Below are 15,135 nucleotides of genomic sequence, written 5' to 3' on the forward strand. Positions count from 1 at the left end.
TCCCTTACGGCGCAGCGAAATGTCGGACATCTGCGCGACAGGAAACCCTACTTCAGCGCTTGCTGTCGACCAGGCCGCGGCGGGCCATCATGTCGCGGCTCATGGACTGCAGGCGCTCGCCTTCGATCAGGGCGGCCGCGCGCGGGTAGGCGATCGATTCCTCGGCTTCGATGTGGCCGGCATACAGGCCCGCGAAGGCATCGAGCACGGCCTCGTCGGCCCGGTCGAAGGCGGCGCGGTGGCCCTCGGCCAGCTCCAGCAGCAGCCCGCGCGCCGCCCGCCAGTGTCGTTCCATCTGCAGGTGATCCTGTTGCAGCTGCGCGACCACCTGCGCCACGGCCTCGTCGTCCAGCGCGATGAGCACCGGGAAGACATGCAGTTCCTCGTCCTCGTGGTGCTTGGGCGCGGCCGTGTCGAAGTAGCGCATCACGTCGCGTGCGGCTTGCCGCGCCTGCTCGTCGCCACCCTGCGCGCGCACGTGTTCGCGCAGCCGTTGCAGCAGGGCCAGCATGCGCTCGACCCGCTCGTGGCAGGCGTGCAGCATCTCGAAGGGTTGCTCGAATCCGGCGGCCAGCTTGGCGCCCGGCGGGCTGATGCCAACCACTTGGCTCATGTTTCGTTCCCCAGTTCACTGGTGTACTCGTGCGGCTGCGGCCGATGGCGGGCGGGCCGGCGCGCCGCGGGCGTGCCAACGCTGATGAAGCACAGCGCCTGCTCGTCGGGGCGCAGCCCGAACAGCGCCGGCAGCGGCGCCGAGCCCATCGCCTTGCCGCTCGTGAGCGCCGAGCCGTAGCCCTGCGCGGTCGCCACGAGCAGCATGTTCTGGACCGCGCAGCCCGCGGAAATGAAGCGCTCCACATCCGGGATCTCGTCGCCGGCCGGCGCCAGCTGCGCCACGGCCAGCATCAGCAGGGGCGCGCGAAAGGCCTTATCGCGCGCCTGCTGCAGTTGGGCCGGCGTGGCCTGGGCATCGCGCTCCTGCAGCGCCTGCGCGAAGGCTTCGGCCAGGTCGGCGCGCCGCGCTTCGGGAATGATCACGAAGCGCCAGGGCAGCCGCCGGTCGTGGTCGGGTGCGTGCGCGGCCGCCGCGAGAATCTGCCGCAGCTGGCCGGCGTCGGGTCCGGGCGCCTCCAGCCGCTTGGGCAGGATGGTCTGGCGCGCTTCGAGCAGCGCCATGGCCCAGGCCGCGGAGGCGGCGTGGTCAGCCAGCACGTCCGTCTGTACGCGCGCGTCCATACCAGGATCCATAGCGGAAGCCCCACACGGCCAGCACGCCGGCCCACAGCAGGGCCGCGGCCAGCGTCAGCACCGGTGCCGCGCCGGTGGGCACGGCCGCCGCGATGCGCAGCGTCGTCGCGGCCTGCAGCAGCCAGAACAGCGCCCAGACCGGGTCGTCCGCCACCAGCGGGCGTCCGCCGTGGCCGCAGGACACGCGCGTGACCATCGCCATCATCAGGGAACCGAGGCAGCCCATGGTCACCGCGTGCAGGCCGCCCAGTGCCAGCCATGCCTGCCCGGTGAGCGCCTGCACCAGGTGCGAGGCGCCGGACAGCACCAGGCCCACGCCCAGCCAGCTGAATCCGAGGTGCAGCATGGCCACCAGCCGCACTTTCAGGCTCTGCACCAGGCCCCAGGCGAAGGCCAGCCAGATCACCACGCCGCCGACCGTGACTTCCATCGCGCCGCGCACGCCGTGCCAGGCCGGCCCGCCGGTGAACAGTTCCAGCCAGGTGGCCACCGCCTCGAAGCCGGCCAGTCCCAGCAGCAGCCAGAGCACCCAGAACGGCCGCCAGGCCCGCACCATGGGCAAGGCGCTGGAAGTGAAGAACGGAATCATGCGGTGCGCCACGCTGACGAACACCACGGTGATGAAGCCCCACAGGCCGGTGTAGGCAAACGTGCGTGCAAACAGGGGCGCATCGGCGAACACGCTGGCGAGCACGCCGCACAGACTGGCGCAGCCCACGGCCAGCCCGGTGACGATCGCCTTGGCATGGAGGCGGTCGGGCTCGCGGCTGGCGGAGATCAGCCGCCCGAACCGCCAGGTCATCCAGGCCATGCCGGCGATCGGCAGCACCAGCGCGGCCATCGCCGCGGCCGCGCTGGCGTGCGAGGCGAACGGCCAGGCCAGCCATCCCCCGGCCATCAGCGCGAGGGGCAGGGCGATGTCGCGCGCCGCCGGCGCCTGCACGCCCAGCCACTTCGGCCCCGCGGTGAACAGGAAGCCGGCGAAGAACAGGGGCATGAAGCCGAACACCATCAGCGAGGCATGCACCACCGTCGGCGGGAGTTCGTAGCCCAGGCCGAAGGCGCCGGACAGGCGTTCGAACTGCAGCACGGCCCACCACAGGCCCGAGGTCACGAGCACCAGCATGGCCAGGAAGAAGGCCAGCCGGTGCGGCGCAGCCAGCAGCATGCGCCAGGTCCAGCCCTCCTGCGACTGCCGGTGCGCCGGGGCCGGGGCCAGCGTCTTCATCCGCAGGCGCCGATATGGCCGCAGTTCGAGCACCAGTCGCAGCCGTCCTTGCGGATCAGTGCGTGGGCGCCGCATTCCGGGCACTTGCGCCCGGCCATGGTCTGCGGAAGCGCCGTCGACACGGGCGGGGCCTCGGCCGGATCGAGCGCGGCCACCGGCTCGCCCCGGCGGCGCGAGATGATGTTCTGGATGGCGTAGGCGATGGCCGCGACCTCGGAGTCGTGCCACAGCGGCACCTGGGTGCCATCGGCCTTGGCGTAGGTGCCCAGGCGCACCGGCCCGCGGTCCCAGGCGACCTTGCGCATGTCGGCCAGGGCCCGCTCGAGGAAGCCGCCGCGCGCGGCGAGCGACAGCAGCCGCATGCTGGAGGTGATCCACTGCTGCGACTCGACGCTCTGGCCCACCGGCATGAAGAATTCGATCGCACGCTCGCGCCCGTCGTCCAGCGGCAGGAAGGATACGACCAGGTACAGGCGCTGGCGGCCCTGCTGCGTCCAGTATTCGATCTTCTCGACCACCGCGGGCAGGTTGCCCTGCGGCCGGCTTTCGATCACCGCACGCATGGCATCGACCGACGCGCGGGCGGCCTGCGCGCCTTCCGGTTCGATGGCGCCGGTGGCGGGCACCTCGAGCACCGCGCCCAGGATGTCGTTGGGCCGGTAGGTCGCCAGGCCCTTCAGGCCGGCCTGCCAGGCTTCCAGGTACAGGCCCTTGAAGTCGTCGTAGGGATAGTCGGCCGGGATGTTGACCGTCTTGGAGATGGCGGTGTCGATGTAGGGCTGCACCGCTTCCATCATCGCCAGGTGGTCGGCCGCCGACATCTGCAGGGCCGACACGAACGAGGCCGGCAGGCGCGCCACGTCGCCGCCGAGCGAGCGGTACAGGCGCCAGGCGTGGTCTTCCACGTCGTACTCGCTCGTGCTGCCGTCGCCCTCGCGCTTCTTGCGGCGGTAGGTCCACGAGAATGCCGGTTCGATGCCGTTGGAGGCGTTGTCGGCGAAAGCCAGGCTCACGGTGCCGGTCGGGGCGATCGACAGCAGGTGGCTGTTGCGGATGCCGTGCTCGCGGATCGATTGCTTGAGCGGCTCGTCCAGGCGGCTGGCGAAGGTGCCCGCCTCCAGGTAGCTGCCGGCGTCGAACACCGGGAACGGGCCCTTTTCGCGCGCCAGCTCCACCGAGGCGGCATATGCCGTGTCGCGCATGCCGCGCGCGATGCGCGCCGCCATCTCGCGGCCCTCGGGGCTGTCGTAGCGCAGCCCCAGCATGACCAGGGTGTCGCCCAGCCCGGTGAATCCAACGCCGATGCGGCGCTTGGCCATGGCCTCGGCGCGCTGCTGGGGCAGCGGCCAGTGGGTGAGCTCCAGCACGTTGTCCAGTGCGCGCACCTGCAGCGTGACGGCCTGGGCGAAGCCTTCGAAGTCGAACTGCGGGGCGCCGCCGAAGCCGAAGGGATGCCGCACGAAGCGCGGCAGGATCACCGGGCCGAGGTTGCAGCAGCCGTAGGGGGGCAGCGGCTGTTCGCCGCAGGGGTTGGTCGCCGTGATCTTCTCGCAGTACCGCAGGTTGTTCTCGCGGTTGATCGTGTCGGCGAACAGGATTCCCGGCTCGGCGAAGTCGTAGGCCGACTTCATCACCGTGTCCCACAGCTCGCGCGCGGGAACGCTGCGATAGACCCACAGGCCATCGGCGCGCAGGTGGGCGCCTTGCGCCAGCAGGCCCGCGCCCGGCTTGGCGCGGTGCACCAGCGCCCATTCGCCGCCGGCCTGCAGGGTGCGGATGAATTCGTCGGTCACCGCCACCGAGACGTTGAAGTTGTTCCAGCGGCCCGGCTTGCGCTTGGCGGTGATGAACTCCAGCACGTCCGGATGGTCGATCCGCAACACGCCCATCTGCGCGCCGCGGCGCGCGCCCGCGCTCTCGACGGTGGCGCAGGAATGGTCGAACACGTCGATGTAGCTGCAGGGTCCCGAGGCGAGCGAGGCGGTGGCGCGCACTTCCGCGCCACGCGGGCGGATGCGCGAAAAGTCGTAGCCGACGCCGCCGCCGCGCCGCATGGTTTCGGCGGCTTCGCGCAGCGCCTCGTAGATGCCGGGAAAGCCGTCGTCGTCGACGCCCTGGATGCAATCGCCCACCGGCTGAACGAAGCAATTGATGAGCGTGGCCTGCAAGGTGGTGCCGGCCGCACTCATGATGCGCCCGGCGCCGATCGCGCCGGTGCGAAGGTTGTCGAAAAATCGCTGCTCGAACTCGGCGCGCACCGGCTCGCGCTCCATGCTGGCGAGCGCGCGCGCCACGCGGTGGAACACATCCTGCTCGTTGGCTTCGTCAGCCTTCAGGTACTTCTCGCGCAGGACGTCCAGCCCGATGGGCTGCGAGGGCAGGGCGGGCAGGGCTCCGGGATCGGGTTCGCGTTTCATGTTTAGGCAGGCATCCCTTCAATACAGACTTGTTGCGGCGCGATGGGCCGCACGTTTCCCAAAAGCCAATGGATGAGGTCGCGCACACAGGACGGATCTCGCTGCCGAACGGCAGCTTGCCCGCACCCCTGAAGAATAGACCTTTGGCGACTTCCCCACTGAAAGCATGGCCGAGCATCTTGTCGATGCAGAACGGGCCCCCATCGGCCTGGCACCAGGGCAGGAACCCGCGGCCGGCCAGCCGCCAAGGCAAGGCCAGCCAGGTCAAACGCTGAGGATCTGTCCATCGTGCTCCACGAAATGCGGGTAAGGCCCTGTTCCAGCATTCGAGGCTAACGAAGCCGGGACGAAGTCCCCTTGCTCGACGTCAAACACATGGATTTCTCCGTCCTCGATCACGTAGTGCCACCCGTGGAGCGTGAGTTTTCCGGCCTCCACCTCGCGCTGGACGAAGGGGTAGGCCATGAGCCGTTCGAGCTGCAGCACCACCGCCCGCTGCTCGGTGCGGCGCAGCGCCTCCGGCACCGGGCACACCGGCAGCAGGGCCTCGCGGCCCAGCTCCAGCCAGGCCTTGAGTGCAACGGCCTCGTCGGGCACACCTTCGTAGGACGCCCGGATGGCGCCGCAGTGGCTGTGGCCGCACACGATGATCCGCTCCACGTGCAGGCTGAGGACGGCGAACTCGATGGCGGCCATGGTGCCGTGCAGGCCGTAGGAGCCGTCATACGGGGGAACAAAAGCGCCCACGTTTCGCACAATGAAAAGCTCGCCCGGGCCCGCTCCCGTCAGCAGGTAGGGCACCACGCGCGAATCCGAGCACCCGATGAACAGCGTCTTGGGATGCTGGCCCTGCGCCACCAGGTCCTGGAACCGCTGCTGGTGGCGGGGGAAGTAGTCCGACTGGAAACGCCGCAGGCGCCTCAGCAGCTCATCGCCGCCGGCCGCATGCGCCCGGGCGCCGGGAACTGCCGGCCCGGTCATTGCACCAGGGGTGTGGCGGCCGCCTCGAGGTCCACGCCCTCCACCCTGGACCGCCCGGCAAGCAGGCGGACGTACTGGTGCAGCGCCGTTGCTCGCGAGCGCTGCGCCAGTTCCAGCTCGATGCGCGGGCGGACCTCGTCGAACGCCGGCTGCCGGCCCTGCTTGCGTCCCAGGACCTCCACGATGTGCAGGCCGTAGCGGGAGTGCACGAGCCGGGGGCGCAGGCCCATGCCATGCAGCGGGTTCTTCTGCAGGAACAGCTCGTTCGCGAGTTCCTCGGCGCAGTCCTGCGGCCCGATCCAGCCGAGGTCGCCGCCGGCGGCGCCGCTCGGGCAGTTCGACAGCTCGCGCGCGCGCTCGGCGAACCGGCCCGGCGGCACGTCCTTGCGCATCAGCTCGAGCAGCACCTGCTCGGCCTTTACCGCGAGCCGGTGCACGTCCACGCCTTCGGTGACCGCGAACAGGATGTGCCGCAGGTGTACCTGGCGGCCCTCGACGAAGCGCGGCTTGACCGACTGGTAGTAGCGGCGGCATTCCAGCTCGCCGGGCGCCGGGACCGGCACGGCCTCATCGAGCATGCGCTCGATCGCCTGCTGCTCATGCGCGGCGAGCGCGGGTGCCGTGAGCACATGGCGGTGCGCCAGCAGGCCCTGGCGCACCGCCTGCTGCCGCAGCAGCTCGGTCCAGGCGCGCTCCTTGAGCTCGTACTCGCCCGGATGCTGGCCCGGCTCGTGCAGGGCGATGCCGTTGATCGAGGCGACCGGCGGCTGCGCCTGGCCGGCGCAGGAGCAAACACCGCCGCTGCCGCAACTTCCTCGCACGTGGTTCATGTGGCGCTCCTTTGCGTTTGCGGCATGGTCCGCGGCGTCATGGCCGGCATGCCGGCCGCCTGGGCGGGCGCGACCTGGCGTCGCAGGGCGCGGCGGGTGCGCACGACCTGGTAGGGCCGCCACAGGTAGGCCACCGAGGCGAAGCCGCTCCACACATGCACCAGGCGGGTGAAGGGGAAGACCAGGAAGATGCTCATGCCGAGGAACATGTGGGCCTTGAACACCCAGCCGGCGTCCGACAGCAGCGCGGCGGCGCCGCCGCGGAAGGTGACGATGCGCTGCGCCCATTCGGCAAGCGTCATCATCATGCCGCCATCCAGGTGCCGGGCCGACAGCGGGATGGTTGCCAGGCCCAGTGCCAGCTGCAGCCACATCAGCACCAGCAGCAGGACGTCGCCGAACTTCGAGTTGATGCGGATGCGCGCATCCGACAGGCGCCGGTGCAGCAGGATGGTCACGCCGACGAACCCGAGCAGGCCGGCCACGCCGCCTGACACCATCGCCACGAGCTGCTTGTGGCCGGCACTGATGAAGGGCTCGTACAGGAAGTGCGGGGTCAGCATGCCCACGGTGTGGCCGAAAAACAGGAACAGCACGCCGACGTGGAACAGGTTGCTGCCCCAGCGCAGCCGGCCGGCGCGCAGCAGCTGCGAGGAGTCGCTCTTCCAGGTGTATTGCTCGCGGTCGAAGCGGATGAGGCTGCCCAGCAGGAACACCGTCAGGCAGACATAGGGGTAGTAGCCGAAGAGAAGGGTATTGAGGTAGTCCATGTTCATGCCTCCTGGCGTGCGCCGGTGGCGCTGCGCGCGTGACTGCGAGGAACGATCCGAATCGCTTGCTCCTTGCCGGGCGCGGTTTGGCCGCGGCTGGCGCAGCCGTCGAAGGCTGCGGGCTCGGCCCAGGCCTCGTCCAGGTCCTCGTCGGCGGCGAAGGGCACGGCCTCCGCCTTCTGGCCGGCCAGCTCCAGCACGGCCGCCAGCAGGGTGGCGTAGGCGCTGTCGCGCTGGCGCAGGGCGCTGAAGATGGCCTTCAGGATGTGCGCCATCTCGCCGAGGAACTCGCGGGCGAGCGCGGCCTGCTGCGTCGAGGCGAACTCCAGCACCACGCAGAGGTGGTCCGGCAGCTCCTGGGCGCCCAGGTCCAGGCCTGCGCTGCGGTAGGTGGCGATCAGGTCCACCATGGCCGGGCCGCGGTCGCGCGAGTCGCCGTGCACGTGTTCGAACAGGTGCAGCGAAGTGCTGCGGCCGCGGTCGAACAGTTCCACGTAGCGCGACTCCGCCTCCAGCGGGTCGGCGCGCAGGATGCCGGTGGCCAGCGCCCGGATCTCGGTGCGGCGGGCGGCGGACAGCACCGACTCCTCGTCGATCGCCTCCAGCAGCAGCGGCAGCAGGCGGCGGTGCTTGGCGTCGGGGTACTGCAGCAGCAGCGAGAGCGCGCGCAGGGTGTTGCGGTTCGTCTTCATGGTCAGAGCTCCTCCACCTGGATGGGAATCGTGCGGCGCTTGTTGCCGCCGAAGAGCGATGCATCGCTCGCGCCGTCGGAACAGCCGTTGCCGAAGGAGAAGCCGCAGCCCCCCTTCATGTCGAACGCGTTCTCCGCGTACTCGCGGTGCGTGGACGGGATCACGAAGCGGTCTTCGTAGTTGGCGATCGCCATGATCCGGTACATCTCCTCGACCTGGGCCGTCGTCAGGCCCGCCTGCCGCAGCGCGGCGGTGTTCTCGACGCCGTCGACATGCTTGCCGCGCTGCCAGGCCCGCATCGCGAGCATGCGCTCCAGCGCGCGGATCACCGGGCCGGTGCTGCCGGCAGTGAGGAGGTTGGCCAGATACTCCACCGGGATTCGCATCTCGGCCACGTCCGGCAGCTCGCCGTTCAGTCCCACCTGGCCGGCGTTGGCCGCCTGGGAGATGGGCGACAGCGGCGGCACGTACCAGACCATGGGCAGGGTGCGGTATTCGGGGTGCAGCGGCAGCGCGACCTTCCAGTCCATCGCCATCTTCCACACCGGGCTGTTCTTCGCGCCCTCGATCCAGGCTTCGGGGATGCCGTCCTTGCGGGCCTGCTCGCTCACGCGGGGGTCGTGCGGGTCGAGGAACACGCCGAGCTGCGCCTCGTACAGGTCCTGTTCGTTCTCCACGCTGGCGGCGGCCTCGATCTTGTCGGCGTCATAGAGCACCACGCCGAGGTAGCGGATGCGGCCCACGCAGGTCTCGGAACACACCGTCGGCTGGCCCGCCTCGATGCGCGGGTAGCAGAAGATGCACTTCTCGGCCTTGCCGGTCTGCCAGTTGTAGTAGATCTTCTTGTACGGGCAGCCCGAGACGCACATGCGCCAGCCGCGGCACTTGTCCTGGTCGATCAGGACGATGCCGTCCTCCTCGCGTTTGTAGATCGACCCAGAAGGGCAGGAGGCCACGCACGCCGGGTTGAGGCAGTGCTCGCACAGGCGCGGCAAATACATCATGAAGGTGTTCTCGAACTGGCCCACCATCTCCTTCTGGGCCTGCTCGAAACTGGCCAGGTTCGCGTCCTTGCTGCGCTTGGCGAACTCGCCGCCCAGGATTTCCTCCCAGTTCGGTCCCCACTCGATCTTCTCCATGCGCTGGCCGGTGATCAGGCTGCGCGGGCGCGCCGCGGGCGCAGCTTTCATCTCGGGCGCCGTCTGCAGGTGCTCGTAGTCGAAGGTGAAGGGCTCGTAGTAGTCGTCGATCTGCGGCAGGTTCGGGTTGGCGAAGATGCGCATCAGCAGCTTCCACTTGCCGCCCTGGCGCGGCTCGATGCTGCCGTCGGCGTTGCGCACCCAGCCGCCGTTCCACTTTCCCTGGTTCTCCCACTCCTTGGGGTAGCCGATGCCTGGCTTGGTTTCCACGTTGTTGAACCAGGCGTATTCCACGCCGGGGCGGCTCGTCCACACGTTCTTGCAGGTCACCGAGCAGGTGTGGCAGCCGATGCACTTGTCCAGGTTCAGGACCATGCCGATTTGGGCGCGGACTTTCATTGCTTGTTCTCCATAGGGGTCTTGCACCTTCCCCCTCCGGGGGAAGGTGGGGATGGGGGCGTTCCGGGCGCCGAAGCGCCCCCACCCCGGCCCTCCCCCGGAGGGGGAGGGAGAAGTGCTGTCCTCATGCCGCCACCTCTTCGTCCATCCAGTCCACCTTCCTCATCTTGCGCACCACCACGAACTCGTCGCGGTTGGTGCCGATGGTCCCGTAGTAGTTGAAGCCGTAGCTGAACTGCGCGTAGCCGCCGATCATGTGCGTGGGCTTGAGCACGATGCGGGTCACCGAGTTGTGGATGCCGCCGCGCTGGCCGGTGATCTCGGAGCCAGGCGTGTTCACGATCTTTTCCTGCGCGTGGTACATCAGCACCATGCCGGGGTTGACGCGCTGGCTGACCACCGCGCGCGCGGCAATCGCCCCGTTCACGTTGAACAGCTCCACCCAGTCGTTGTCCTCGATCCCGGCGCTCTTCGCGTCGACCTCGGACAGCCAGATCACCGGGCCGCCGCGGTTGAGCGTGAGCATCAGCAGGTTGTCGCTGTAGGTCGAGTGGATGCCCCACTTCTGGTGCGGCGTGATGAAGTTCAGCTGGATCTCGCGATGCCCGTTGGACTTGATGTTGGCGACCTTGCCGGTCGTCTTCAGGTCCACCGGCGGGCGGTAGCTGGAGAACTGCTCGCCGAACGCGGTCATCCAGGGGTGGTCCAGGAAGAACTGCTGCCGTCCCGTGAGCGTGCGCCATGGAATGAGCTCGTGCACGTTCGTGTAGCCGGCGTTGTACGAGACCTTCTCGCTCTCCAGGCCGCTCCAGGTCGGCGAGGAGATGATCTTGCGCGGCTGCGACTGCACATCGCGGAAGCGGATCTTCTCGTCCTCGCGGTGCAGAGCGAGGTGGGCGTGGTCGCGCCCAGTCGCCTTGGACAGCGCCTCCCAGGCCTTGACGGCGACGTGGCCGTTGGTCTCGGGCGCCAGCTGCAGGATCACCTCGCAGGCGTCGATGTCGCTGCTGATCTTCGGCATGCCCTGGGTCACGCCTTCTTCCTGCACCAGGCCGTTGAGCTGGCCGAGCTGCTCGACCTCGACCTGCGTGTTCCAGGTGATGCCTTTGCCGCCGTTGCCGGCCTTGTTCATCAGCGGACCGAGTGCGGTGAAGCGCTTGTACACGTTGGGGTAGTCGCGCTCGACCACCGCGATGTTGGGCGCCGTCTTGCCCGGGACCAGCTCGCACTCGCCGCGCTTCCAGTCGGCCACGCCAGTCGGCTGCGCGAGTTCGGCGGGCGTGTCGTGCATCAGCGGCGACAGCACCACTTCCTTTTCGACGCCAAGGTAGCCCGGCGCCAGCTCGCTGAACTTGCGGGCGAAGCCCTTGTAGATATCCCAGTCGCTGCGCGCTTCCCAGGCGGGGTCCACCGCGGTGGACAGCGGATGGATGAAGGGATGCATGTCGCTGGTGTTGAGGTCGTTCTTCTCGTACCAGGTGGCCGTGGGCAGCACGACGTCGGAGTACAGGCAGGTGGTGCTCATGCGGAAGTCCAGCGTGACCACCAGGTCCAGCTTGCCTTCGGGCGCCTTCGCGTGCCACACCACTTCCGTGGGTTTGGCTTCGTTCGGCCCCAGGTCCTTGCCCTGCACCCCATGCGAGGTGCCCAGCAGGTGCTTGAGGAAGTACTCATGGCCCTTGCCGGAGGAGCCCAGGATGTTGGAGCGCCACACGAACATGTTGCGCGGCCAGTTGGCTGGATGGTCCGGGTCTTCGCAGGACATCCGTAGCGAGCCGTCCTTCAGCGACCTGACCACGTAGTCCTTGACGTCGCCGCCGCCCGCGTTCTTCACGACCTGCAACGGGTTGGTCTGCAGTTGCGGCGCCGACGGCAGCCAGCCCATGCGCTCGGCGCGCACGTTGTAGTCGATCAGGCTGCCACCGTACTCCTTGGGGTCGGCCAGCGGCGACAGCACTTCCTCGACGCCCAGCTTCTCGTAGCGCCACTGGTCGGTGTGCGCGTAGAAAAAGGACGTCGAGTTCATCTGCCGCGGCGGCCGGATCCAGTCCAGCGCGAAGGCCAGGGCGGTCCATCCGGTCTGCGGCCGCAGCTTTTCCTGGCCGACGTAGTGGGCCCAGCCGCCGCCGCTCTGGCCGATGCAGCCGCACAGCATCAGCATGTTGATGACCCCGCGGTAGTTCATGTCGGCGTGGTACCAGTGGTTCATCGCGGCGCCGATGATCACCATGGAGCGCCCTTGCGTCTTGTCGGCATTGGCGGCGAATTCGCGCGCCACGGTGATCAGCTGCTCGCGCGGCACGCCGGTGATCTTCTCGGCCCAGGCCGGCGTGTACGGTGCGACCACGTCGTAGCCGGGAGACTCCCTCCTCCCCTGGGGGAAGGTCGGGGTGGGCGCGCTCTGCTCGAAGCCGTACTGCGCCGCCTGCAGGTCGAACACCGTGGCGACCGTGGCCCAGCGCTCCGCGCCGGCCTTGCCCAGCTTGATACGCTGGGTCGGCACCGTGCGCAGCAGCACATCACCATGTTCCGAGCTGGGAAAATGCTCGCGCGCGATGCCGCCGTAGTAGGGGAAGGCCACCTGCGCTGTCTGCGCCTCGGGGTTGTCGCCTTCGAGGACGGACAGCTTCAGCTTGACGTCCTCGTTGTTGCGGGCCTCCTTGGCTTCCAGGTTCCACTGCCCGGCGTCCGGGCGGCCGTCCGGGCCCCAGCGGAAGCCGATGGCGCCCTTGGGCAGCACCACCTTGCCGGCCTGGTCGAAGGCCAGGGTCTTCCACTCGGGGTTGTTCGACTGGCCGAACTTGCCGTTGAAGTCGGACGCGCGCAGGTAGCGGTCGGGCACCAGCGCGGTCGTGCCATCGGCCATCTGCTGCTCCTTCATCAGGACCAGCATCGGCAGGTCGGTGTAGCGGCGCGCGTAGTCGTCGAAGTAGGCCGATGTACTGAGCCCCCCAGGCCGCCTGACGACGTCCGCCCCCCCAAGGGTGGTGCCGGGGCTAGGGGCGGCCCGTCGCCCCTCGTAGTCGAAGTAGAACTCCTTCAGGATCACATGGCCCATGGCCATCGCCAGCGCGGCGTCGGTGCCCTGCTTGGGGTGCAGCCACAGGTCGGACAGCTTGGCGACCTCGGAGTAGTCGGGCGTGACCGCGACGGTCTTGGTGCCCTTGTAGCGGACCTCGGTGAAGAAGTGCGCATCGGGGGTGCGCGTTTGCGGGACGTTCGAGCCCCAGGCGATGATGTAGTTCGAGTTGTACCAGTCGGCCGATTCCGGAACGTCGGTCTGCTCGCCCCAGATCTGGGGGGAGGCGGGCGGCAGGTCGCAGTACCAGTCGTAGAAGGACATGCAAACGCCGCCGATCAGCGACAGGTAGCGCGAGCCGGCCGCATAGCTGACCATGGACATGGCGGGGATCGGCGAGAAGCCCATCACGCGGTCGGGGCCATGCCGGCGAATCGTGTGGATGTTCGCCGCGGCGATCATCTCGTTCACTTCGTCCCAGCTGGAGCGCACGAAGCCGCCCAGGCCGCGCACTTCCTGCCAGCTCTTGCGTTTGGCTTCGTCGCCCACGATGGCGGCCCAGGCGTCAACCGGCTGCTTCGTCAGGCGCGCGTCGCGCCACAGGTTGAGCAGCCGGCCGCGCACCAGCGGGTACTTCACGCGGTTGGCGGAATACAGGTACCAGCTGTAGCTGGCGCCGCGGCCGCAGCCGCGCGGCTCGTGGTTGGGCATGTCCCAGCGGGTGCGCGGGTAGTCGGTCTGCTGGGTCTCCCAGGTGACGATGCCGCCCTTGACGTAGATCTTCCACGAGCAGGAGCCCGTGCAGTTCACGCCATGGGTGGAGCGCACGATCTTGTCGTGCTGCCAGCGCTTGCGGTAGCCGTCTTCCCAGCTGCGGTCTTCGTTCGTGATCTGGCCGTGGCCGTCGGCGAAGGATTCGCGCGCCTGGGAGAAGTAGGTGAGTCGATCGAGGAAGTGGCTCATGGTTTCTGTCCTGTCTTTTCCGGGCTGCTTCAGCAGGGCATCTCCGCGTCCTTTCGCGCATAGAACCACCAGGTGATGGCGATGCACAGCAGGTAGAAGGCGATGAACACGTACAGCGCGGCCTCGGGCCCGCCGGTCATGGCAATGGAGGTGCCGTAGCTCTTGGGGATGAAGAAGCCCCCGTAGGCGGCCATCGCGGCGGTGAATCCCAGCGTCGCGGCGCCTTCGGTGTTGCCGTCCTTGGTCGCGCGGGCCACGGCGTCCTTGTCGCGGCCGTCCACGCCCTGGAGCGCCTGGTTCAGGAAGATCACCGGGATCATGCGGAAGGTGGAACCATTGCCGATGCCGGTGGTGAGGAACAGCGCCAGGAAGCACAGGAAGAAGCCGGTGAAGCTGCCGTGCGAGGGGCCGGAGGGCAGGAAATACAGGACGCCGACCACGACGCTGGCCATCACGACGAAGTTCCAGAAGGTCACGCGCGCGCCGCCGAGCTTGTCCGACAGCCAGCCGCCGAAGGGGCGGATCACGGCGCCGACCAGCGGACCCAGCCAGGCGTAGGCCAGCGGGTTGACGTCGGGGAACTGGCTCTTGATCAGGAGCGGAAAGCCCGCGGCATAGCCGATGAAGGAGCCGAAGGTGCCCAGGTACAGGGCGCACATCAGCCAGTTGTGCTTGCGGCGGAAGATGGTCGCCTGCGTCGCGAACGAGGCCTTGGCGTCGGCGATATCGTTCATCCCGAACCAGGCGGCCAGCGAGGCGAGGACGATCCAGGGCACCCAGATGAAGGCGGCGTTCTGCGTCCACACCTGCACGGCCTGCTTGCTCTTGACGACGGTCTGCGCGTCGCCGCCCAGCACGCCGAAGATGCCGGCCGTGATCACCAGGGGGCTCAGGAACTGCACCACCGATACGCCGAGGTTGCCCAGGCCCGCGTTCACGCCCAGCGCCGAGCCCTTGCGCTCCTTCGGGAAGAAGAAGCTGATGTTGGCCATGCTGGAGGAGAAATTGCCCCCGCCCAGCCCGCACAGCAGCGCCAGCAGCAGCATGGTGGGGTAGCTGGTGGTGTTGTCCTGCACCGCGAAGCCGATGCCGATCGCGGGAATCAGCAGCGAGGCGGTGGAGATCGCCGTCCAGCGGCGGCCGCCCACCAGCGGCACGATAAAGGAATAGAAGATGCGCAGCGTCGCACCGGACAGTGCGGGCGCTGCGGCCAGCCAGAACAGCTGGTTGGTCGAGTACTTGAAGCCGAGGGCCGGCAGGCCGACGGCGACCACGCTCCAGACCTGCCAGACGGCGAAGGCCAGGAACAGCGCGGGTACGCTGATCCAGAGGTTGATCTTGGCGATCGCCTCACCCTCTCGCTCCCAGAAGCGCTTGTCTTCGGGAGTCCACAGCGTGATCACGCGGCCGCGGCGGGGAACCGGTACGGTGGCGGTTGTTGTCATGTCT

The 15,135-nt window shown here is 68.5% G+C and carries 11 protein-coding genes; all 11 read right to left on the reverse strand.

The genetic code is table 11. The features are described from left to right. Window positions 1–52: 52 nt before the first annotated feature. Entirely contained in the window at window positions 53–613 is a 561-nt protein-coding gene (locus UC35_RS20440; RefSeq protein WP_061502974.1) for a hemerythrin domain-containing protein, read from the reverse strand. Continuing rightward, complete coding sequence (locus UC35_RS20445) at window positions 610–1,236, reverse strand: nitroreductase (RefSeq protein WP_061502977.1); 627 nt, start codon at window positions 1,234–1,236, stop codon at window positions 610–612. The genes UC35_RS20440 and UC35_RS20445 overlap by 4 nt, the downstream gene beginning before the upstream one ends. Beyond that, the gene (locus UC35_RS20450) at window positions 1,202–2,476 is read right to left on the reverse strand and encodes an NnrS family protein (protein WP_082793413.1); all 1,275 of its coding nucleotides are present in this window, start codon (window positions 2,474–2,476) and stop codon (window positions 1,202–1,204) included. Before UC35_RS20450 ends, UC35_RS20445 begins: the two co-directional genes overlap by 35 nt. Beyond that, a complete protein-coding gene (locus UC35_RS20455; protein WP_061502979.1) occupies window positions 2,473–4,893 on the reverse strand; it encodes an adenosylcobalamin-dependent ribonucleoside-diphosphate reductase in 2,421 nt (806 codons plus the stop codon). The genes UC35_RS20450 and UC35_RS20455 overlap by 4 nt, the downstream gene beginning before the upstream one ends. Window positions 4,894–5,157: 264 nt before the next feature. Then, window positions 5,158–5,874 (reverse strand): carbonic anhydrase, encoded by a 717-nt coding sequence (locus UC35_RS20460; RefSeq protein WP_061502981.1) that lies wholly within the window; start codon window positions 5,872–5,874, stop codon window positions 5,158–5,160. Next, the gene (locus UC35_RS20465; protein ID WP_061502983.1) at window positions 5,871–6,704 is read right to left on the reverse strand and encodes a peptidylprolyl isomerase; all 834 of its coding nucleotides are present in this window, start codon (window positions 6,702–6,704) and stop codon (window positions 5,871–5,873) included. The genes UC35_RS20460 and UC35_RS20465 overlap by 4 nt, the downstream gene beginning before the upstream one ends. Beyond that, on the reverse strand, window positions 6,701–7,474 hold the full coding sequence (gene narI / locus UC35_RS20470; protein WP_061502985.1) for a respiratory nitrate reductase subunit gamma: 774 nt from the start codon (window positions 7,472–7,474) through the stop codon (window positions 6,701–6,703). Before narI ends, UC35_RS20465 begins: the two co-directional genes overlap by 4 nt. Window positions 7,475–7,476: 2 nt before the next feature. Continuing rightward, a complete protein-coding gene (gene narJ / locus UC35_RS20475) occupies window positions 7,477–8,166 on the reverse strand; it encodes a nitrate reductase molybdenum cofactor assembly chaperone (protein WP_061502986.1) in 690 nt (229 codons plus the stop codon). Between the two features lie 2 nt (window positions 8,167–8,168). Continuing rightward, window positions 8,169–9,704, reverse strand: a complete 1,536-nt coding sequence (gene narH, locus UC35_RS20480; RefSeq protein WP_061502989.1) for a nitrate reductase subunit beta — start codon at window positions 9,702–9,704, stop codon at window positions 8,169–8,171. A 124-nt stretch (window positions 9,705–9,828) separates the two neighbouring features. Then, window positions 9,829–13,686, reverse strand: coding sequence for a nitrate reductase subunit alpha (locus UC35_RS20485; RefSeq protein ID WP_061502990.1), 3,858 nt, complete (start codon window positions 13,684–13,686; stop codon window positions 9,829–9,831). Window positions 13,687–13,715: 29 nt separating this feature from the next. Beyond that, window positions 13,716–15,131: a NarK family nitrate/nitrite MFS transporter gene (locus UC35_RS20490; RefSeq protein WP_061502992.1), complete on the reverse strand. Its 1,416-nt coding sequence runs from the start codon at window positions 15,129–15,131 to the stop codon at window positions 13,716–13,718. Window positions 15,132–15,135 lie beyond the last annotated feature (4 nt).

This window comes from Ramlibacter tataouinensis, from assembly GCF_001580455.1.
GTDB classification, from domain to species: domain Bacteria; phylum Pseudomonadota; class Gammaproteobacteria; order Burkholderiales; family Burkholderiaceae_C; genus Ramlibacter; species Ramlibacter tataouinensis_B.